Annotated in this window: 20 protein-coding genes and 1 tRNA gene; 12 read left to right on the top strand and 9 right to left on the bottom strand. The window is 52.3% G+C overall.

From position 1 onward, the window contains the following. Nucleotides 1-19: 19 nt before the first annotated feature. Both N5C91_RS30605 and N5C91_RS30600 read right to left on the bottom strand, forming a co-directional pair. The gene (locus N5C91_RS30605) at nucleotides 20-403 is read right to left on the bottom strand and encodes a hypothetical protein (RefSeq protein WP_279834172.1); all 384 of its coding nucleotides are present in this window, start codon (nucleotides 401-403) and stop codon (nucleotides 20-22) included. 21 nt (nucleotides 404-424) lie between these two features. Further along, nucleotides 425-907 carry a hypothetical protein gene (locus N5C91_RS30600; protein ID WP_279834171.1) on the bottom strand — a complete coding sequence of 161 codons (483 nt, stop codon included), beginning with the start codon at nucleotides 905-907 and terminating at the stop codon, nucleotides 425-427. Between the two features lie 176 nt (nucleotides 908-1,083). Between N5C91_RS30600 and N5C91_RS30595 the strand changes: the two genes are divergently transcribed. Genes N5C91_RS30595 through N5C91_RS30585 form a run of 3 tightly spaced genes read left to right on the top strand, consistent with a single transcriptional unit; the run spans nucleotide 1,084 to nucleotide 1,957 of the window. Continuing rightward, a complete protein-coding gene (locus tag N5C91_RS30595) occupies nucleotides 1,084-1,329 on the top strand; it encodes an Arc family DNA-binding protein (RefSeq protein ID WP_138527003.1) in 246 nt (81 codons plus the stop codon). Beyond that, a complete protein-coding gene (locus tag N5C91_RS30590; RefSeq protein ID WP_279834169.1) occupies nucleotides 1,326-1,745 on the top strand; it encodes a type II toxin-antitoxin system VapC family toxin in 420 nt (139 codons plus the stop codon). Before N5C91_RS30595 ends, N5C91_RS30590 begins: the two co-directional genes overlap by 4 nt. Before the next feature lie 29 nt (nucleotides 1,746-1,774). Continuing rightward, on the top strand, nucleotides 1,775-1,957 hold the full coding sequence (locus N5C91_RS30585) for a hypothetical protein (protein ID WP_279834168.1): 183 nt from the start codon (nucleotides 1,775-1,777) through the stop codon (nucleotides 1,955-1,957). Nucleotides 1,958-2,040: 83 nt separating this feature from the next. Here the strand turns inward: N5C91_RS30585 and N5C91_RS30580 are convergent. The 4 genes from N5C91_RS30580 to N5C91_RS30565 form a co-directional block, all read right to left on the bottom strand. Beyond that, nucleotides 2,041-2,117, bottom strand: a tRNA-Met gene (locus N5C91_RS30580). Between the two features lie 418 nt (nucleotides 2,118-2,535). Continuing rightward, on the bottom strand, nucleotides 2,536-3,504 hold the full coding sequence (locus N5C91_RS30575; RefSeq protein ID WP_279834167.1) for a DUF932 domain-containing protein: 969 nt from the start codon (nucleotides 3,502-3,504) through the stop codon (nucleotides 2,536-2,538). Nucleotides 3,505-3,616: 112 nt separating this feature from the next. After that, the gene (locus N5C91_RS30570) at nucleotides 3,617-3,940 is read right to left on the bottom strand and encodes a hypothetical protein (protein ID WP_279834166.1); all 324 of its coding nucleotides are present in this window, start codon (nucleotides 3,938-3,940) and stop codon (nucleotides 3,617-3,619) included. A gap of 189 nt (nucleotides 3,941-4,129) precedes the next feature. Continuing rightward, complete coding sequence (locus N5C91_RS30565; RefSeq protein ID WP_279834165.1) at nucleotides 4,130-4,978, bottom strand: hypothetical protein; 849 nt, start codon at nucleotides 4,976-4,978, stop codon at nucleotides 4,130-4,132. Nucleotides 4,979-5,301: 323 nt separating this feature from the next. Between N5C91_RS30565 and N5C91_RS30560 the strand changes: the two genes are divergently transcribed. The 3 genes from N5C91_RS30560 to N5C91_RS30550 all read left to right on the top strand — a co-directional run bounded on the left by N5C91_RS30560 (nucleotide 5,302) and on the right by N5C91_RS30550 (nucleotide 7,428). Continuing rightward, nucleotides 5,302-5,502 carry an AlpA family transcriptional regulator gene (locus tag N5C91_RS30560; protein WP_181126733.1) on the top strand — a complete coding sequence of 67 codons (201 nt, stop codon included), beginning with the start codon at nucleotides 5,302-5,304 and terminating at the stop codon, nucleotides 5,500-5,502. Between the two features lie 474 nt (nucleotides 5,503-5,976). Further along, nucleotides 5,977-6,633 carry an inovirus Gp2 family protein gene (locus N5C91_RS30555; RefSeq protein WP_279834163.1) on the top strand — a complete coding sequence of 219 codons (657 nt, stop codon included), beginning with the start codon at nucleotides 5,977-5,979 and terminating at the stop codon, nucleotides 6,631-6,633. Nucleotides 6,634-7,041: 408 nt separating this feature from the next. Beyond that, nucleotides 7,042-7,428, top strand: coding sequence for a nuclear transport factor 2 family protein (locus tag N5C91_RS30550; protein WP_279834162.1), 387 nt, complete (start codon nucleotides 7,042-7,044; stop codon nucleotides 7,426-7,428). 356 nt (nucleotides 7,429-7,784) lie between these two features. On the opposite strand, the gene N5C91_RS30545 is transcribed toward N5C91_RS30550, so the two are convergent. Next, the gene (locus N5C91_RS30545; RefSeq protein ID WP_279834160.1) at nucleotides 7,785-8,774 is read right to left on the bottom strand and encodes a GlxA family transcriptional regulator; all 990 of its coding nucleotides are present in this window, start codon (nucleotides 8,772-8,774) and stop codon (nucleotides 7,785-7,787) included. 355 nt (nucleotides 8,775-9,129) lie between these two features. Here N5C91_RS30545 and N5C91_RS30540 point away from each other — a divergent pair, with 355 nt between their 5' ends. The 4 genes from N5C91_RS30540 (at nucleotide 9,130) to N5C91_RS30525 (ending at nucleotide 16,611) form a co-directional block, all read left to right on the top strand. Then, a complete protein-coding gene (locus N5C91_RS30540) occupies nucleotides 9,130-10,404 on the top strand; it encodes an MFS transporter (protein WP_279834158.1) in 1,275 nt (424 codons plus the stop codon). Between the two features lie 159 nt (nucleotides 10,405-10,563). Further along, nucleotides 10,564-11,733, top strand: a complete 1,170-nt coding sequence (locus tag N5C91_RS30535) for an efflux RND transporter periplasmic adaptor subunit (RefSeq protein ID WP_279834157.1) — start codon at nucleotides 10,564-10,566, stop codon at nucleotides 11,731-11,733. A gap of 166 nt (nucleotides 11,734-11,899) precedes the next feature. Beyond that, the gene (locus N5C91_RS30530; RefSeq protein ID WP_112899197.1) at nucleotides 11,900-15,085 is read left to right on the top strand and encodes a multidrug efflux RND transporter permease subunit; all 3,186 of its coding nucleotides are present in this window, start codon (nucleotides 11,900-11,902) and stop codon (nucleotides 15,083-15,085) included. Next, entirely contained in the window at nucleotides 15,082-16,611 is a 1,530-nt protein-coding gene (locus N5C91_RS30525; RefSeq protein ID WP_279834156.1) for an efflux transporter outer membrane subunit, read from the top strand. Before N5C91_RS30530 ends, N5C91_RS30525 begins: the two co-directional genes overlap by 4 nt. Nucleotides 16,612-16,909: 298 nt before the next feature. Here the strand turns inward: N5C91_RS30525 and N5C91_RS30520 are convergent, their stop codons facing one another. Beyond that, nucleotides 16,910-17,410 carry an N-acetyltransferase gene (locus tag N5C91_RS30520; protein WP_279834155.1) on the bottom strand — a complete coding sequence of 167 codons (501 nt, stop codon included), beginning with the start codon at nucleotides 17,408-17,410 and terminating at the stop codon, nucleotides 16,910-16,912. A 647-nt stretch (nucleotides 17,411-18,057) separates the two neighbouring features. Between N5C91_RS30520 and N5C91_RS30515 the strand changes: the two genes are divergently transcribed. Together N5C91_RS30515 and N5C91_RS30510 are read left to right on the top strand one after the other, a co-directional pair. Continuing rightward, on the top strand, nucleotides 18,058-18,789 hold the full coding sequence (locus N5C91_RS30515) for an SDR family NAD(P)-dependent oxidoreductase (protein ID WP_279834153.1): 732 nt from the start codon (nucleotides 18,058-18,060) through the stop codon (nucleotides 18,787-18,789). 157 nt (nucleotides 18,790-18,946) lie between these two features. Continuing rightward, entirely contained in the window at nucleotides 18,947-19,585 is a 639-nt protein-coding gene (locus tag N5C91_RS30510) for a putative natural product biosynthesis protein (protein ID WP_279834151.1), read from the top strand. On the opposite strand, the gene N5C91_RS30505 is transcribed toward N5C91_RS30510, so the two are convergent. After that, nucleotides 19,582-20,437, bottom strand: a protein-coding gene (locus N5C91_RS30505; RefSeq protein WP_279834149.1) for an IS5 family transposase whose coding sequence is annotated in 2 segments (ribosomal slippage) — nucleotides 19,582-20,097 and nucleotides 20,099-20,437 — 855 coding nt in all. Because the reading frame shifts where the segments join, the coding sequence is not laid out codon by codon here. The genes N5C91_RS30510 and N5C91_RS30505 overlap by 4 nt on opposite strands. Between the last annotated feature and the right edge of the window lie 217 nt (nucleotides 20,438-20,654).

Raw genomic sequence — 20,654 nt, 5'->3', positions numbered from 1 at the left:
CGCAGTAAGGTAGGGGAACTTATTCGTCGCAGTCATCAACACAGTCAAGCGTTACTCTTTTACCTTGTGAGAATAAAACAGCGTCGTCTAAGGATTTTGCTATGAAAAAGCTGTGAGTTAGCTCAGCACCGTCTGCGGGAGGGCTTTGGTCAATATCATCCTCTATAGAGTTGTAAATTGATCGAGTCTTACGGACGCCTGTGCACCGCTGCCTTGCAGGCTTACCGTCCAGGCTGCAATTTCCAGCAGCTTCAATTAGGAGGATTTTCTTGGATATTTTTTCTTTCAATTCAGGCTCGGACATTGCCTCGAAAAGGTAAAAGTCTTCGAAGACTGGAAACTCAGTTTGAACTTCTTCGAGAAGCTCGATTGTCGAGACAATACTGGCAACATACCAAGTCATAATGCGCCCCCTGTCTGAGTATTAGTGCTCCGAAAGTTGTATAACTAAGAACTGCTCATTGCACGTGATGAAAATACAGTCGCTCTCGTGTCCGTCAACTCTTAGTTTCGAAGAGTAAATATGGCCCAGCGGATCGGACATCCAGGAGATGTATTCGACGATGTACCAAGTCGCGAGGCCGATAGCGTCCAGGTCAGGTTCAGCACCATCTGGCCTAGCCATCGCCTGCTGCAAGAATGTGGAAAACGTTTCCTCCAGAAAGTGGAAGCCGTGATTCTGGGGTGAGAAGTCATGGATTGAGATTGACACCGGCTCTTCGGTATCCAGCTTCTCAAGGAGTCCAACATACTCCGCGGCTATGTCGTTGCCCGGCAACCGGCAAAGCTCGGCTGAGGCTGAGTACCCAGCTGGGTCCCTACCGAACCGTGTCAGTGCGAAAAGGAATCCGTCGATCCTTCCGGCCAGGCTGCTTTCAACGTGTTTGCCTTCTGAGCTGCCCTGCATTCCATTTCACTCCCTTGGGTCTTTCGCATATCTGGCGTATCGCGAATAGGACCTGATTTGGATGAAGAAGGGAAGGAAGCAAAGGATAGCTTGGCCGGACATCTGCCTTAGCTCGCACAGCCCACTCAATTCTCGTATGCTATCAATGATTGCACTGATTGCGTCCGGAGGGCTCTATGGCCAGCATCACGATTAGAAACCTAGATGAAGACCTCAAGGCCAAGCTCCGAGTGGTAGCCGCGAATCATGGCCGCTCGATGGAAGAGGAGGTCCGAGTGATCCTCGCCCAGGCGCTCTCTCCGAAAGAAAAGCAGGGTGGTTTGGGAAGCCGTATTCATGCCCGCTTTGCGTCGGTTGGCGGAGCAGAGATTGAGTTGCCGGCACGCAAGGCCAAGGCTCGGGCTGCGGACTTTGACGAATGATTCTGCTCGACACCAATGTTTTGTCGGAGCTCATGAGAGCCAAGCCAGATCCGGCGGTGGTTGCCTGGATCGATGCTCAACCTACCCAAGATCTGCTGATCTGCTCGATCACAGTGGCAGAGATCCTCTACGGCATCGCCAGGATGCCGGAAGGTAAGCGCAGGCAAGCGCTACAGGATGTGGCCATTGCAATGTTCGAAGAGGACTTTGCCGGGAGAATCCTGCCGTTCGATGCGGACGCAGCGGTGCATTACGCAGAGCTGGCGACAGAGAGTGAGACCAAGGGAAAGATTGCCGATATGGCGGATGGTCAGATTGCAGCGATAGCCAAGTTGCATGGCGTACCGGTTGCAACCCGCAATGTCCGCCACTTCGAGGGCTTCGGGGTTGCGCTGATTAATCCGTGGAATGGCTGATACCAAACGCGAGCAAGGAGGCTCAATAAATGAAACTGGTCGTGCTGGTAGTGATTCTGGGGATTCCAATGCTATTGGAGGCGATATCGACCTACACCGCCTATCAGAGATTGATGGGGCGCCCGGTAGGGCGATTTCTTTCGGGGGGCGAGAGACTGGTCGTCGCCTTGGCCGCGCTGCTGGTTGCGGCTGTGATCTACACGATGCTTTAGCGTCCGTAGACGGGATGTAGTCGGTTTGTAGTCTGCCGGCCAAAACAAAAAAGGGTTAGCTTGCGCTAACCCTTTGTTTTGTATGGTGGCTACACCGGGACTTGAACCTGGGACATCAGCATTATGAATGCTGCGCTCTAACCGACTGAGCTATGTAGCCGAGTGGCGCGCATTTTCCGCAGATCGAGGGGGGGTGTCAACCCCTTTGCTTGAATATTTTTCTGTTCTATCAATCGTTTAGCCGGTCGCGCGAAATTTTCGCGATGAGCGGCGGAGTGGGGCGCGCAAATGAAAAAGCCCCGGCGGGTGTCCGGGGCTTTTCGTGTCTGGCTGGCGCTTAGACGTTAGGTGGTAAGTATTGGTTCCAAGACCAGGCTCTTTAGGCTTTGAGGTTAATTTCGTAATTAGATGTACCCGGTTTTATACCCGGTTTTGATTTCGTAGGTGTTTGTGTCGCGCACCTTGTCGTGCGGTAAGGACTGCGAATGATACTGCCCGCAAGGAGTCTAGCTTTCGGCTATCACCATTCAGGCATATACGCTCGGTCTGCCTCGCGCAGACCGAGCGTAAGCAAGTGATCAAGCGACCAATTGCAGAGCGGAATCCAGGGCGCGCTGCTTGATCTGTGCTCCCTGCCCGAACCAGGCCGAGTCTAGTCGGTACTCACTGTTGCGAGCACGACGTTCGTGGTCGACATATTCGGTTACCGCATTGAGCAGGCCCCAAGCGGTGCCGCGAGCTGAGTCCAACTGGCTGCCTCGACCACGGCCTTCGTACAGCTCCTGCACCTTGCGCAAGGCACGCTCGTTTGGCAGGGTCTTCGGCTGGGTGCCGGTCGGTGATGTTTCGCACATCACGTTCATGAAGAACCTCAAAGCCTCATGCCGCTGCACTTTACGTTCGGCCAGAGCGCGCATGCGATACATGAAGTTGTCCCATTGCGAGACGGCGATACCGAGTTGCCTCTTTACCGCCTTCGGATCGAAGCGGGTATTGTGCGGCACCTTGATCGCACGAGCAGTACCGTCCAACGCGACGGTCAGGGTGTTGTTGCACACCACGCGCACCGTGGTCGGCGTTGCCGTCGTGGCCAATGTACCGTCGCAGGACGTGGCTAGCAGCAGGTAACCGTTGACCTGGTCGTTGCCTTTGAGGGCAGCCCCTTGTCCGGTACGCGCCAGCGCCCAGAACTTACGACCGCCCTTGAGCACGCCGGCCGTTTCTAGCTCGTAGCCGGAGACCTCGGTCAGGTCGCGATAGAATTCCAAGACCTGTCGTGGTTGCACGGTGTGGTAGCGCTGGGAGACCACCGACAGCGGTGCCTTGGTGTCTGAGCGGTAGAGGACCTTCTGTTCAGGGAAGGAGTGGATGGCACCCAGATGGCCGACGGCATCCGACTTGAAATGCACAGGGCTTTCCAAGATTTGCCAGTTCATACCGGCTTCGCGCTGCCAGACTTCAATGGACTGTTTACGCGGCAGATTGTTGCCCAGGCCGTGCCAGGGAGTAGTTCCAACATAAGCCATTTGTTCGATTTGATGAGCCATGGGAGATATTCCTTTGAGCCATAGCCGGCATAAAGCGCTGTGCATTGCACAGCACCGGCAGAAATAGGGAATGGAAAGAGGGCCAGGTAAGCGGAGTGAGGGATCGCGGGCGTCAATCGTAGAGGCTGAACTCGTGCCCGCATTCCAGACACTGGTAATTGTTCAGCACTCTCTCATCGATTTGAGAGCCAATCGCTGCACCAGCTACCGCTCCGGTAGCGCCACCTACGAGCCCTCCGAAGATGGCTCCGGTAATACCGCCCAGGGCAATGCCGACAGGACCGGCAAAAGCACCGACAGTGGCGCCAGCCTCGGCACCTGCTAGTACGCTGGACACGCCACTGGCGGCGCCACCAATCGATCCGATGACGCCACCGGCCTTTTTGCCGAGATCCTTCGTTGCAACGCGTGCAGAATTACATACGGGACAGTTCATGAGAGAATTTTCCTATATCAAGCCGATTCAACCGAGGGAGAAGGCCTACTGCTAGACCTTCAAGTTAATGATATAGGTTTGAAAATTATTTGAATCTAATTTGCTGGTGGTTTCTGCTTGTGAGTGGTTGCCTTCTTAGCAGTGATAGACTTAGCTTTGATATATTTCGGTCGTTATGCCTGGTTTTAGCTAAGTACTGCGAAGCAGTTTAGAATTTTGCAGCTTTTCTGAGATGTATAAGCCTTTTTTAGCCTCTATCTCTACGAGTATTTCTAGTGCACGTGCTCGACTGATTTCGTGTTGTTCTGAAATTTTGTCTAGCATCTCGACGGTCTTGTCTGACAGGACAAAGTTATACTGTGATTTTCCCTTTAATGTGCTTCTGTATTTTCTTTGGTTCCATAGTTTTTTAATTTTTCCAATATAAAGTTCTTCTTGTTCGTAGGTGTAGTTCGCGTTGTCGAAAAAGATCAGTAGGTCTTCATATGTTTCGATGGGCGTGCGGAAGATGGAGAGGTATGTGTTCTTTTGTAGCCACTCGTAAGCGAGTGAGCATTTTTGATTGTCGTCTTTAAACCATGAGTATTTTTTGTCGTGGGCTTTGTGCTCGCGCCACCGCTGCTCCAGATTTTTGATTAGCGATGTCTTTTCGGTAAGGTCTCGTTCCCAGACGTCAAGTATTGCTATAGGGAGATCCCTTCCAGAAAGATTGAATGGGAAGTTAAGTTGGCTGTGCTTGGTTGAGTTTTGAATTTCTTTTGTTAGCCATTCCACTAGTCGACGTTCGTTCGTGATCCATTCTAGGTGTTTCTTGGGGGTGAGTTGCTCTCGTCTTCTTTGCAATAGTGGATCGACCCTCCATTTGTTTGCTTGGAGGTATCGAGCCATCTTGTCTCGCATTCCATAGTCTGGGAGTGCTTCTTTATTGAAACTTTGTTCGAAGAAAACGAGTGTGTACCAAAGCCATATGTCATGGCGCTCGCTGTACTCGGAATCGCCGAGAACCTGGCTTAACTCATCGTTGTAACGTATCGCCACTCTAGGTTCACTCTATGCAAATTGAAGGATGAGCCTAGATTTACTCTATCGTGATTATGGAGTCAACCTAGTCGTACTCTAGTAGTACAAAATTCTCTTTGATTCACGACTTTAAAGGGTATGTAGGTGTGTTTGTAGCTCTTTGCGTTGGAAAAAGGAAGGTTCTCTTGGAGGTGCCTGATCTCCCTAAAGGGCGCTGAGGGTAGGAGGCAATGGACGGATAGGGGAGAGGGAAACGTGCCGACAAGGTGTGGGGTGGGTTCGTCGTCCGTCAATTTTTACTGGCCTTGCCAATCCTCTGGACGAATACAGGAGCTACGTTCATGAGGATAATCCGCCTGAAAGAAGTTATGGATCTTACTGGTCTTTCCCGATCCACGATTTATAAGTACATCGCAGAAGGTCAGTTTCCAATTCCGGTGCCGTTAGGGGATCGATGCGTCGGCTGGCTAGAAAGCGAAGTTCACGACTGGATTCTCGCTAAGGTGGCTGAGCGTGATAAAGCTTTAGGCCTGGCTAGCTGATGATTTGCGTCGACGAGCATAGTCGCCATCATGATCCGGTTGATACCGGATCATGATGGTTTTTTGCCGGAGTTGAATGAATGAGGTATTTGCTGATATTTCTAATGGTTTGGCCGGCTTTAACGGGGGTATGGTGTCGTTTTGTTTTCGGTATGGGTAATATGCTTTTATACGTAACTATCCATCATGATGTGGGAATGGCTAATGCCTACTCGTACTACTGACTATCTGTATCTATCCAATGCCTAGCATGGTGTTGGCTATCTGAAGTGTATCTACCTTCTGGCAAACACCTTGGTGCCTAGAATCTACCCATTGCTTCACATGCTACCTAAACACTCATCTCGCTAGTGATTCTCTCTTCAGACTGGGTGGTGTGAGTGAAGTTTGGTCAGGGATGGTTGGCAGGGTGTAACTCGTAAACAAATACCACGCTTGCTGAGTATATGAGTCTTAGTAAAGAGAGTGGTTACCATGCTGCGTCATCCCGATAACACCAACCTTCACATCCACACTGGTGATCTGTTTGAAGGTCTTCCAGTCATGGTCGAGAAGGGGCCGTTTGTAACTGAGTACTTGGCTGCATTGAAACGCACCGTTGAAAACACGCTTAGCCAGTATCCGAGGCTGTTAGCCTTTAGAATCGATCTACGTCTGCCAATCGGTATCGACTTGCCTGATTATGCATACACCAACCAAGTCATCAGCAGGTTTATTGAGTCGTTCAAGGCCAAGATCGAGCACAACCGACTGAAGGCTTGTGAGCGGAATCCGTATGCTCATGGAAGTAAGGTCCGTTACGTATGGGCCAGGGAGGAGGGGAAAAGGCAACGCCCGCATTATCACGTTCTGATTCTGCTCAATCGAGATGCCTTCTACACGGTTGGTAAGCTGCAGTCTGATAACACCAACATGATCAGTCGCCTGCAGGAGGCGTGGGCTAGCGCCTTGGGGCTGCAGGTCGATCAGGTGACAGGTCTGGTCGAGATTCCTGCCAACCCAGTGTACAGAGTGGATCGCGAGGACACTGGAGGGTTGTCTGACCTGTTTCACCGTGCCAGTTATCTTTGCAAGGTCGCCTCTAAGGCGTATGGAAATGGTCAGCATGCCTTTGGATGCAGTCGGGGGTGATGTAGTTACTGCTGAGCCCCTTGGATTGTTAGGGAAACCCTGAAGAAGACTTTCCGAATCTGTTGAAATACGCCGATCCCATGTTGGCATCGATGCAGATCACGTTCGCGTGCGCCATCGCAGGATGACTAACCCTCGCTTTCGCTTAAAACGGGATACCACGGAGCCTGGAGCTCTTCATAGCTTTCAGTCGCGAGATTTTTTGGCTTAAAGTGAGGGATAAACGTCGTGTTCCTTTTCCAAACTCCTGCGTAAAGTTGGTGGCGCGAACACCATGATCGATGGTTGTAATGCTCGCTTTTGCAGGCTCGCAGCCGGGTTTGGCAATCATTTTGGTGATCGCGCTACACGTGACTCTGCGAGGCCCATAAACTCGCTCATTTCGCTAGGCAGCTACGAGGGTTCAACATGACTTCGCATATAAAACCAGTCAGCACGACTGAATACGACGATGTAATTCAGGCGGTTCAAGCTTATATTGACGGTTATCGCTCTGGGGACATCGCTGGAATTGAGAAAGCCTTCCACGAAGACTCGATAATGTGGGGCTATACTGGTGATGAGCTACTTCAAGGTCCAGCTGTTCCGGTATTTGCGAGTTTTTTCAAAGCATTGGGTGCCTCACCGAATACCCGCAGTCGGATGGATATCTTGGCTATCGCACCCACAGCCGCAGTTGTCCGAGTGGACATGGAGAATGACATCTTGGGCGCGAGCTTCCACGACTTTCTTTCGCTGCTCAAGATCGATGGTCAGTGGAAAATAATCTCTAAGATATTTCAACGGTACGCCTAAGCAAGCGACGAAGCCGCATCGAATAAATTTTGCCCCTCAGATGCAAGATCTCCTTCTAGATCGATGTTGAGGGCTTGAGCGCGCTAATCTGTAATGGATCGCAAACAGATAGAGGGCGCCTGAGATAAGTCAAAAACTTTTATTCTATATGCACGGATATAGCTAAGGTAAAAAATTGCTCTAGTTTCACACGGAGTCTACTCGCTAAATGTGATCAGCGAATATGAGAACGTGGCCGGCGTTGCCCTGTTAAAACACTCGTCATGGTCAGGCCCGTTCTCCTAGTGGTGTCTTATCGTTGAAACTATCGATTCATTAGCATATCAATGCTCGCTCGGTGGTTCTGATGGGGGCAGTTAAGATACTTCAGCCTCAACCTTAACCTCATAAGCGCTAACACCTTTCTGTGCGGCCAGCCGTCTGATGCTTTGAGGGGGGTGTCCAATAACTCTGATGAAGGCTCTGCGCATCCGCTCCGGATCCTTGAAGCCAACCGAGTGTGCTATCAGTTCGATCGGTTCCGCTCCACGTTCAACGCGCAGCCTCGCGGCCTCGACACGCAAACGCTCAACTGCTTTAGCCGGTGTTTCCCCCGTTTCCAAGAGAAAGGCTCGACCGAATTGACGCAAGCTGAGGCAAGCAATTGATGCCAAATGCTCTGTTGATAGCTGTTCGTTTAGATGCTCTCGCATGTAGGAAAGCACCTCCCTCATGCGATCCGTCGTCGGCTCCATATCGGCCATGGCCGAAAATTGTGACTGCCCTCCTGGCCGACGGTGATAAACGACCATGGCGCGGGCGACCTCATGGGAAACAGCATTTCCCAGGTCCTCCTCAATCATGGCCAGGGCCAGATCAATTCCCGCGGAGATTCCAGCAGACGTCCAGAAGCCACCATCCTTTGTAAATATATGATTGGGCTGTACCCGCACCTTCGGAAAATCGCGTTGCAATCGCGCGGTCTGCTTCCAGTGCGTAGTAGCCCTGCGACCGTCTAAAAGGCCTGTCGAAGCCAGTAGAAAAGCCCCAGTGCAAACACTCGCAACCCGCCTAGTACCTTTCGCGGCCGCATTAGCTAGGTAGTCCGACACCAGGGGAAGGTCATAGGGTTTGGATAAAGCCTTACCGCCGACCACTATCAACGTATCGTAAGGGCTAGATCTGATCTTCTGACTCCTTACTTCTAGGCCTGATGAACTCATTACAGGACCGCCCGACAACGAAACCACCGAACAGCGGTAGGGATCTGTTACCCCAATCTCGTTAGCGATCTCAAACGCCGCTAGCGGACCACTAAGATCCAGAATCTGAAATTCGGGAAAGACCAGGAAAGCGATATCACGCATGGAATTACCTTCTTAAAAAATCATAGATCCTGCTCGGATTACTTTTCCCTGCCAGCGTCCTATTGGCTAATTTTCGTACTGGTGGCCCTAATGATCCTCTAAAAATCTTATGGCGAAAAGGGCATAAACCCCTCAAAAAACGTCATAGGTCCTTATCGCTTTTCAGTCCTGCTTCGCTCTCAGTCTTCCTGGTTCTTGACACCTGCTCCCAATGCAGCCTGACGACCAAAAAGGAGGGAACTAAGTCCTTTCTCCCGCCATTCGTGACGTAGAGAATGCTCCAGTTTCTCAACAGGAGAGTCGCCATGGTTGTAAGGGCAGACAGCTCAAACCTGCATGACTGGAGGCGGTTACAATGAGCACATCACAGTTCTCGGTAGACAGTTCAGCGTCAGGAGAGTCGACAAGCCGATCGAATGTGGCGGTACTGGCAATAGCTCAGGGTTTGTTCACGGCAGCGATCGCTATCGATCTCACTTTGACTGGTTTGACGGGATATCAACTTGCACCCGATAAATCGCTTGCGACTCTGCCCTTTGCACTGATCACCGTAGCAGGTGCCACTGCGACATACTTCGCCTCTACCCTGATGCAAAAGGTAGGTAGACGGCGTGGGTTTGTGCTAGGTGCCCTCACCGGCGCGATAGGCGGATTGATTTCCGTATGGGCAGTGTTCGTGAACGCTTTCTGGCTATTTTGCATTGGGACAGCCGCCGTGGGTGTTTTCCAAGCATTCGCCCAGTATTACCGATTGGCGGCAACAGATTCGGAACCTGACAACCGCAAAGCACGCGCGATTTCGTTGGTTCTTGCGGGCGGAGTGATTGCTGCTTTTATTGGGCCTTTGTTGGCGGGTTGGAGCGCGAATTTGTTCTCAGCCCTATTCGCCGGCTCGTACTTGATGGTATGCCTGCTGGGTCTTACTTCTGCGGCATTACTTTGGCTGGGTTACCAAGATGCATTTCCAGAACCATTGGAACTGCACGACCACGCACAGTTATCACGCAAATTACTAATTATATTCAGGCAGCCTATTTCACTCGCGGCACTCTCGAATAACATTATTGGTGGCGTGGTGATGATGTTCATTATGACCGCCACACCGCTGGCCGCTGTCGCCAGCAATCACTCTATAAGTGATGGTGCCAGCATTATTCAATGGCACTTAGTGGGTATGTACGCGCCGTCATTATTCGCTGGGCGTCTGATTACCCTATTCGGATTGCCGTTGGTTTTATTTCTGGGGATGGCACTAATTGCATCTTGCGGATTGATTGCGCAGTTTTCGGATAGTTTGACCGCGTTCTATGTCGCGCTTCTTTTTTTAGGCGTCGGGTGGAATTTTATGTTTGTTGGTGGCACAACCTTATTGACTTCCTCCTACCACCCCTCCGAAAAGGCCAGGGTGCAAGGAGTGGCAGAGTTTATTCAATATACGTTCACAGCATTTTCCACTTTGGCCGCGGGTCCCATGTTGCAATTACTTGGCTGGAAGGGCATGAATAATATTATCTTCCCGCTAATCGCTGTGTCCGCGGTTATTACCTTAAGGTGGATGCGTGCCGACCGCAGAGCAAAAATCGCCAGTGGTGAACGCGCTCTAGAGAATGAAAACAGTTCGATGACCTAATTTTTCACGCATGCCATGCACTGTAGAAAGTTGTGGTGTTGCTGCAGGAACAAACCTTAGTTCCCAAGTAGCGCCATTTCATATTTCATGCGAATTAGCCATTGATATTTGGCGTTAACACAACAGTCAAGCTAGTACAGGATTAGCTTCGGAGTAATTATGAGCACTAATTCCAAACCCCACGCTAGGCTGGCAGTTTATTCGACAGGTATACTTTTTATTTTCGGAGTCATTGCCTTTGGTGTGGCCGATAACTCAGAGAAAGCTGTAGCCCAGGAGGGGGCGCTCCCAATTCAAGAGGTAGATGTCGCGGTAGTTAAAAGAGAAACCGTTACCGACTGGCAAATTTATTCTGGCCGCTTAGCAGCGGTGGAAAGAGTTGAGGTTAGGCCGCTGGTGGCAGGAACCATAACGGACGTCAACATACGTGACGGCCAATTGGTTAAAAAAGGGGATACTCTATTCGTCATCGATCCACGACCTTACCAAGCACAAGTCGAACGAGCTAAGGGGCAGGTTGCAGCAGCTCAGGCTCGAGCCGCGTACACGAAAAGCGACTGGGAAAGGGCAAAGCGCCTAATTACCGAAAATGCAATCGCAAAACGTGACTACGATGAAAAAAACAACGCAGCATTGGAAGCCAGTGCCAATCTTAAAACTGCTGAAGCCGCGCTGGATGCAGCTAAAATTGATCTCGGTCATACTCAGATTACAGCTCCAATTTCTGGTCGCGTATCGCGGGCAGAAATAACACTTGGAAACATCGTAAATGCCGGGGCAGGCTCAGGGCCTTTAACGATGCTCGTCTCTGTGAACCCTATTTATGCAGAATTCAATGCTGATGAGCAGACTTATTTGAAGTTCATCAGCAGGCTCGGCAATAAAGGTAACGTTCCAGTCGATCTAGGGTTGGCAGATGAGACAGGGTATTCGCGCCGGGGAGTCATCCAATCCGTAGACAATGAACTCGACACTACCTCTGGTACTATCCGCATGCGTGCACAATTCGACAATGCCGATGGCACCTTGGTCCCGGGTCTATATGCTCGGGTGAAAGTGGGGGGCAGTGAACCATATGCGGCCCTTCTTATTGATGACGCGGCAATTGGTACCGATCAAGACAAACGATTTGTCTTGGTCGTAGGCAAAGATGACCATATTGCTTATCGCCCGGTAACGCTGGGGAATCTTCAAGGCAATGATCGCGTTATCACCTCGGGGCTTGAAGAGGGCGAAAGGGTTGTTGTAGGTGGCGTTCAGCGAGTCCGCCCAGGGGACAAGGTTTTAGGAAAGCTAATTTCTCAAAGTGATGCTCAGGCTAGGAGATAATTTACCACGATAGCACTAACAAGACGCTATCAAATAGTGAATTCTTTTCGGTATGTATGATTTACGGTTTTGCGCATCGATTAAGATGGTCTTTGTAATTAAGCGTCCTTTTTAAATATCCAATCAGCGCTGAGAGTAAGTGGCTGCCTCACTTAAAGAGTCATTAATGAATATATCAAAGTTCTTCATTGATCGTCCGATATTTGCGGGCGTACTATCTGTGGTGGTCCTGCTAGCAGGGTTGATAGCAATTTTCAAATTACCTATTTCTGAATATCCAGAAGTCGTTCCACCCTCGGTCACAATCAGCGCGCAGTATCCCGGAGCGAACCCAAAAGTCATTGCCGAGACAGTCGCGGCGCCGCTCGAGGAAAAAATCAATGGCGTTGAGAATATGCTGTACATGCAGTCTCAGGCGAATAGTGACGGCAACCTGACTATCACCGTAACGTTCGCGTTAGGAACGGATCCAGATTTGGCCACCCAGTTGGTTCAGAATCGAGTCAACCAAGCGTTGCCCCGGCTGCCCGAAGATGTTCAACGGTTGGGTGTTACTACGCTCAAAAGTTCTTCTTCATTGGTGCTTTTTTTGCACCTGATGTCGCCGAATGGTCGGTACGACACGACCTATTTGAGGAACTACGGCGTACGAAACGTCAAAACACGCTTTGAGCGGATACCTGGCGTTGGTCGTGTCGATATGTGGGGCGCAGGTGACTACGCAATGCGTGTTTGGCTCGATCCGCAGAAGGTGGCACAGCGTAATCTCACCGCGTCGGAGATTGTCACTTCCATTCAAGAACAGAACATTCAGGTTGCTGCCGGTGCCGTGGGTGCTGCGCCTTCTTCGCCGGGTACCGCGGTACAGCTGACAATCAATGCCCAGGGTCGCTTGAAGACCGTCGACGAGTTCCGCGAGATAGTTCTCAAAACGAGCCCGAATGGCGCAGTTACCCATCTGCGGGATGTCGCCAGAGTCGAACTCTCAGCGGCTGAATACGGATTGCGTGCGCTGCTTGACAACAACCCCGCCGTCTCCCTCGCCATCTACCAGTTGCCCGGCGCTAACGCCCTGGAGATCTCTGATCAAGTCCGCGCTGCACTAAAAGATCTCAGCGCTGATTTCCCCCCAGGCCTGGATTACAGGCTGATCTACGACCCCACTCGCTTCGTGAAGTCGAGCATTAAGGCGGTTATCGAAACCCTGCTCGAAGCCATTGCACTGGTGGTCGTGGTCGTCATTGTGTTCCTCCAATCATGGCGTACAGCGATCATCCCTCTGATCGCTGTACCGGTATCCATCATCGGTACCTTTGCGCTATTGCTGGCCTTCGGGTTCTCGATCAATGCCCTGTCGCTTTTCGGAATGGTGTTAGCCATTGGTATCGTCGTGGACGATGCCATCGTTGTGGTTGAAAACGTGGAGAGGAACATAGCCAGTGGACTGACCCCTAGGGACGCCACATATAAAGCCATGCAAGAGGTCAGCGGCCCGATCATCGCTATCGCACTCACGTTGGTTGCTGTATTTGTACCATTGGCGTTTATGAGCGGACTCACGGGCCAGTTCTACAAGCAGTTCGCGATGACCATTGCGATCTCTACGGTGATCTCTGCTTTCAACTCGCTCACGCTCTCTCCAGCGCTCAGCGCACTGCTTTTGCGCAGCCACGACGCTAAACAAGACGCGTTGACGCGGGTGATGAATAAGCTACTGGGCGGTTTTTTTCGAGCCTTCAACAAGGTGTTTAATCGTGGCTCGGAGCGATACTCGAAAGGCGTAGCGGGCGTCCTTAAGCGCAAGGGCAGCATGCTGGTTGTTTATGCGGTTCTCTTGGGGCTCACGGTGGTCATGGGTAACGTTGTGCCTGCCGGGTTTATTCCCATGCAGGACAAGGAGTACTTGGTCACGATCGCCCAGCTTCCCAATGGCGCCTCTCTTGACCGCACGGAAGAGGTGATTCGCCAGATGAGCGAAATTGTCATGAAGCAGCCAGGCGCCGCTCACGCCGTCGGCTTCCCTGGCATGTCCGTTAACGGCTTCATGAACAGTTCTAGCGCAGGAATTGTCTTTGTCCCGCTCAAGCCGCTCAGCGAGCGAACATCGAAAGATGAGTCCGCGGCGGCCATCGTCGCATCCCTTAACCAAAAGTTCGCCAGTATCAAAGGAGCCTATGTCGCAGCCTTTCCACCGCCTCCAATACTCGGGCTTGGCACGCTAGGCGGCTTCAAAATGCAGCTGGAAGACCAAGGTAGCCTCGGGTACGAGGCGCTCAACAATGCCGCTCAAGCCTTCATGGCCAAGGCTGCAGTGACCCCCGAGCTTGGTGGGTCTCTGACAAACTATCAGATCAACTTCCCGCAGCTGAATGTCGAGCTAGACCGTGTGAAAGCCAAGCAGCTGGGCGTTTCTGTTACCGATGTATTCAAGACCATGCAGGTATACCTTGGCTCTTTATATGTGAACGACTTCAATAGTTTTGGCCGCGTCTATCAGGTGCGAGTGCAGGCGGATGCACCGTTTCGTCAGCGAGCAGATGACATCCTTCAACTGAAAACCAAAAACGTCCGGGGAGAAATGGTGCCCCTATCGTCTCTGGTGCGTATCACCCCAACCTACGGACCGGACATGGTGGTTCGGTACAACGGCTACACCGCGGCGGATATTAACGGCAGCCCCGCGCCGGGCTATTCGTCTGGTCAGGCCCAAGCCGCAGCAGAGCGCATTGCAGCCGAGGTGTTGCCTCAGGGCGTGAAATTCGAATGGACTGAGCTGGCCTATCAAAAGGTATTGGCAGGTAATGCGGGTATGTGGGTCTTCCCTGTCAGCGTCCTGCTCGTATTCCTCGTACTGGCCGCACTGTATGAAAGTTTGACGCTTCCTTTGGCGGTAATCCTTATTGTTCCCATGAGCGTCTTGTGCGCACTCACGGGGGTGTGGCTCACGAATGGAGACAACAACATCTTTACCCAGATCGGATTGATGGTATTGGTCGCATTGGCTTCCAAAAACGCCATCTTGATAGTCGAGTTCGCCAGAGAACTGGAGCATGACGGGTACACAGCACTGAAGGCGGCCATTGAAGCAAGCCGCTTGCGTCTCCGGCCGATTCTCATGACTTCGATCGCTTTCATCATGGGCGTTGTTCCGCTCGTGTTTTCTACTGGGGCGGGCTCAGAAATGCGCCAGGCCATGGGGATCTCGGTGTTTTTCGGCATGTTGGGCGTGACCCTGTTCGGTCTCGCACTGACACCTGTCTTCTACGTGGTCCTGCGTACGCTGGCAGGTGGCAAAGTACACGTGGCTCAAAAGGACGCGCCTCACCTGACAACGCAAGCATTGGATGCATGATCGGAGCCAAACGAATGATCCATTTACCCGAAAAGTCTATTTTTAGACTGCTAGTTTCCTCCGCGCTGCTATCCGTTCTATGCGCATGCTCTGTGGCGCCGACATACAACCGCCCCCACGTCTCGACTCCGCAGGTGTTCAAGGAAGCTTCGGCTGAACAGAAGCAAGCATCGTTGCCCAAGGATAGCGCCTGGAAAAACGCTGAACCGGCCGATGCCGAGCATCGTGGGGAATGGTGGCTCGTCTTTGGCGATCCGGTGCTGAACGACTTGGAGCGGGATGCCGCGCAGGCTAATCAGAATCTGAAGGCGGCTGCCGCACGAGTCCAGCAATCAAGAGCCTTGACCCAATCAGCCCGAGCGGGATGGTTTCCCTCCCTAGATGCGGGATTTGGTCCTACGCGTGAACGCCGGTCTCCTGCCTCACAATTGTTGTCTGACGATGCGAGTGGGTCCACGCAGACTCTTTGGCGGGCGCAGGCGACAGCCTCTTACGAGGCAGACCTGTTTGGGAAGGTGGATTCACAAGTGAGCATCGCGATCGCTAACCAAGCACAGAACGAGGCACTGTATCGTTCTGTGCTTTTAGCCCTCCAAGCTGATGTGGCTAAAAATTATTTCGAGCTGCGTGAGTACGACAATCAACTTCGACTATTTCGTCGCACGGTCACCCTGCGTGAAGACACCCTGAAATTAGTGGAGGGTCGATTCAAAGAAGGTGACGTAAGCGAACTTGACCTCTCGCGAGCACGCAACGAATTATCTACCGCGAGGGCGGACTCGGTAGGGATCGCACGGCTACGCGCGACGTCAGAACATAGTCTTGCCGTGTTATTGGGTAAGCCGCCTGCCGACTTCGACTTCCCTGACTCACCTATAGAGCCCATCGCGACCGAGGTGCCCGTCGTATTGCCATCAGCCCTACTGGAACGCCGTCCAGATATTGCTGCCGCCGAGAGAGCTATGGCCGCGGCTAACGCACAAATCGGATTGGCGAAATCAGCTTTTTTCCCGCGGCTTAACATAAACGCCGCCGCCGGCTTCGAGTCGTCATCGCTGGGGAATCTGTTCGACTGGTCGACGCGGTCTTTCCTGCTAGGGCCCTTAGCGGGAACGGCGCTGACGTTACCGATATTTGATGGTGGTCGGAGGAAAGCAGATCTTGCCTCTGCAAGGGCTCGATACGATGAGCAGCTTGCGAAGTATCGGGAGCAGGTATTGGTGGCGTTTAGAGAGGTAGAGGACAGCCTGGCAGATTTGAGGTTGCTTGAGGATCAGAAAGGTAATCAAAGCGAAGCTGTTGCAGCATCAGTACGGACAGAGCGACTTTCTAAAACGCAGTATGAAGAGGGGCAAATTAACTACCTGGAAGTCATCGATGCTCAACGCCAGGTCTTGCAAACGGAACTCCAGCTGAGCCGTCTGACGGGCACTCAGGCCATTGCAACGGTGAACCTGATTAGAGCCCTCGGTGGTGGGTGGGACCGAGCCCACACTAGCATTGCCTCCAATGACCGTAAGCGGTGATCACGCAGCCTGGACGGCTTTGAATTGCTCATAAAAAGCGGGTCAAGTTGACCCGCTTTTTATGCTTAAAACCCAACGGAGACTTCCCGGCCAGAGCCTAACTGCATTAAGCGTCCGCTCAACACACCTTACCTAATTAGTGTGTGCCGACCTGTCGTAAGATTGCACTCCAGTTGACTACGTGTTGGCATTCAATTTGACCTTCACTGTGAGCGTCCGGCGGTACTCGGCACCGATCGCCTGACTGCAGGAGTCGCGCAATCTGTTTACCTGGAACGCATACGCAAAAAACGCGGCCCTACAGTTCACGTACCATCACCAAGTCTCGATGGATATCATCGCCACATTGAAAAGTGGTTTCTCCAACTGTCAAAAATCCATTACGTTGGTAGAAGCCTATTGCGCGGGCATTCTGATCATTCACCGTGAGCCGGATACGATCTGAAATACCAGTAAGAGTCGCAGTCAAGAGTAGTTGTGCGGCACCGGTCCCATGGTGTTTTGAATCGACATAGCATCGCTTCAGCTCAGGGATGCCATCCGCAAGTGGGATGTTTAATCGATCTGGTTTGTAGTCGACCAAACTGAAACCCACGATATCTCCGGCTTTCTCCAACACTCGTAGCTTTTGGCTTGGCGTATCCAGCGCGATTTGAAAACAGTGCGCGGTCAGATTTTCGCTGATGTAGCGCTCCAGTTCTTCTGCTGGAGTATCTGCTGGGCACGCCAGTGAAAAGGTAGCCTTTGCGATTCTACTCATGCCCTCAGAATCACCCATTATCGCTGGACGCACACGCATTCATCGCTCCTTGGATTGGTAGATATTAGCGCGTACCGACGCCTGAGGAGGCAGCTACGCAAATTAAGTGTTACGAAATAAGCCTATGGAATGCAAGCCTGTCGAGAGCCCCTGGAGCGCGAATAATGACCAAACGAGGAGCCTCGGGGAGACTGCAACAGAGCTGTGAGGTTAGTTCGTATGCGTCCGCCGAAGCCAAGCTGCATGGCTAAGCAGATATGCGCCGCTGTTCCCGAAATTACGATTCTGGGCTAGGGCCCAACTCCCCGAAGCAGCATTTTTGACGGAAGAAGCCTGCAGTTTGGTGCCGCCGGAAGTGGGCCATTCCGTGACCGATAATGAGGGAAAAAAGTCGTTTCCGCCTCCGGCGGTCAGACGTAGAGTCGACATTCGAACGGTAAGATTGACCCATCCTCATCCAGGAAAGGACGCTCATCACCGCTCAGACGCTTCAACGCAAGGAAACGAGAGGCCAAAAAGTGGTTGGGATCCCAGCGGACCACCCGATACTTGCAGCGACTAAAAGCAGCTATGAGAGTTATGGCCACTCATGACGCCCTGCCAAAAAGTAACGCATTGAAGATCGTGACGTTTTAACCTAGACCGCTTAAAAACAAAGCGGAACTTTCTAATAGGTAAATACATATATGGGCGAAAAGACATTGTTATTGACCGGTGCCAGTCGTGGCATAGGCCATGCTACCGTCAAACACTTTCAAGCCGCTGGGTGGAGGATTTTTACCGCGTCTCGCCAGGACTGGGGCGCTGAATGTCCATGGGCCGAGGGCTTACTCAACCACATTCATCTGGATCTCGAAGATATTGATAGCGTCAGTGACAGCCTGGCGGCCATTAGGGAAAAATTGGGCGGACGCTTGGATGCATTGGTAAACAATGCAGGAGTTTCGCCTAAGGGGCCTGAGGGGACACGACTTGGTGTTCTGGAGTCCGACTATGCAACCTGGATCAAGGTCTTCAACGTCAATCTGTTTTCTACGGCCCTCCTTGCGCGGGGGCTGTTTGATGAATTGAAAGCTGCAAAAGGCAGCATCATCAACGTCACCTCTATTGCAGGATCCAAGGTGCACCCGTTCGCAGGTGTCGCTTATTCCACATCCAAAGCTGCGCTCTCCGCCCTGACTCGAGAAATGGCCTTTGATTTTGGCCGACATGGCGTAAGGGTCAACTCTATCGCACCTGGAGAAATCGAAACCTCAATACTGTCCGCAGGCACTGCGGAAATCGTTGAACGGCTAGTGCCGATGAACCGGCTGGGAAAACCTGAAGAAGTTGCCTCGCTCGTCTACTTCCTTTGCACCGGTGGCGCTTCTTATGTAAACGGCGCAGAAATTCACGTTAACGGTGGCCAGCATGTCTAACGTTAATGGCCGGATCTGAGAATGTTAAGCCATAGTGAGAAGGCAGTATGTCTCGCGTTATTAATAACTCCGGTTGCAGATCCAGTGCTCCCGAAGGTCTGATTTTCAGTTTTCCTGCATTCAATAAATCGCAAGCGGCGACGGCATGGAGGCTGGTATGCGCTCTGTAGTTATTCCTTCAGGCGTTTCGCGGCTGGTTAGCAAAACGTCGCGCATAAACAGTCGTGGCGACTTCCTATTGCCGTTTCCAGACTATCCCTGCAACGCACGCAGCTTTGTTCAACTGGATGCCAGATTGCTGCCTTACTGGCATACGTTGTTCGATGTGTGTCCGGGATTGCTCAAGCTAGATCCACCAGACGGCTTGAACATATTTCGCAGTTTTATGACTTGGGCGTACCGCAATCATCCGTCGCTGGACTGGACTTACTACCTGAGTGTCTGCCGTTGGTTACTCACCTCGACCTATCGGGCGCACACCCACGAAGAATACATTGATGCCTTCATGACTGCGGCAGCGGCCCGGTGGATAAATACTGACGATAGCCAAGCACGAGGACTGGTGTTGGCTTGGCAAGGCTCGCCGATGAGGGTATTTGACTGGAAAGTAGCGCCTCGTTCTATCGCTGGCGTTGACCCTGAAATAGAGGATTTCCCACCGGCACCTTGGGATTTTTCCTGGTGTCCTCTGACGGGAAAAGGGGGGGCCGGGTTTCGACGCTGGTTGCCGATCCCCGGATACGAGCGGCAGACACAGGTATCGAAGGCTGCGCGTGATGAGCAGAAGTCCTGCTAGGCTCTGTACGAAAAGAGATGTCGCAAACACCGCATGGAACAAGCCAGTGAGACCATGGCGGCATAGCTTTTCGCGAGCTTGTCGAAGCGTGTCACGATGCGGCGATTCTCTTTCAGCCAGCCAAACATGCGCTCGATGATGTTGCGCTGTCGGTATTTGGGCCGATCAAACAGTCTGGGTAGGCCAGGCTTGGGTTTGCGCTTCATTGAGCGCATCGGGATGACGGGTTGAATTCGGTACTGGTCGCAGTAACGGCGCAGCGCTTCGGCGTCGTAGCCCTTATCGGCGAGCAACCATTTGCAGCGCTTACGCGGGCGACCACGTTGGCTCGATGGAATGCTGACGTCGTCCAGCAGTGGTTGCGCGTAGCTGATGTCACTGGCTTGACCGCCAGAGAGAAGGAAGCGCAACGGTGTCCCGTTGGCGTCGCAGAGCATGTGGATTTTGGTTGTCAGGCCACCGCGACTGCGGCCTAGAGCGTGATCGGCGGGTTCGTTAGGCCCCCTTTTTCCGAGCGCCGGATGAGGCTCGGGTTGCACGTACTGCGGTTGAGTCGATCATCCAGGTCTGAAGATCGATCAAGCCTTGCTCATTCAATCTCAGGTGTAAGCGCTTGAGCATCTGATCGAACGTCCCCTGGTTTCGCCAGCCGCGAAACCGTTGATACACCGTTGACCATGGGCCGAAGCGCTCCGGCATGTCTCGCCACGCAGCGCCCGAGCAGAGTACCCAGAGCACGCCATCGAGCATCAGGCGGTCGCTCAGGCGTGGCCGCCCTCGGCCATGAGTTTCGATGAAGAGATCAGAGACCACATACCAGGCCTCGTCCGAGAGTTCGTAACGCTTTGCCATCACAGAATTCCTTTCCGTAGATGGCCGGGAACCCTACAGAATTTCAGCTTCCGAAGGGCGCCTATTGGGTTTCTCGGGATTTCGTACAGAGCCTAGTGTCCGGTGACATAACCTCTCTGAGGAAAAGACCTCTTTAACGACAGCCTAAATCCCGTTGTGGAGAATCATAACCCGGTGGACTCGACCCGCAGCTCACTGCACATCGAGAGCTGCGGGT

Source organism: Pseudomonas sp. GD03903, from assembly GCF_029840045.1.
Classification (GTDB): Bacteria; Pseudomonadota; Gammaproteobacteria; order Pseudomonadales; family Pseudomonadaceae; genus Pseudomonas; species Pseudomonas pseudonitroreducens.
The sequence above is the reverse complement of the archived record's forward strand: the minus strand, read 5'-3'. Positions and strand labels throughout refer to the sequence as shown.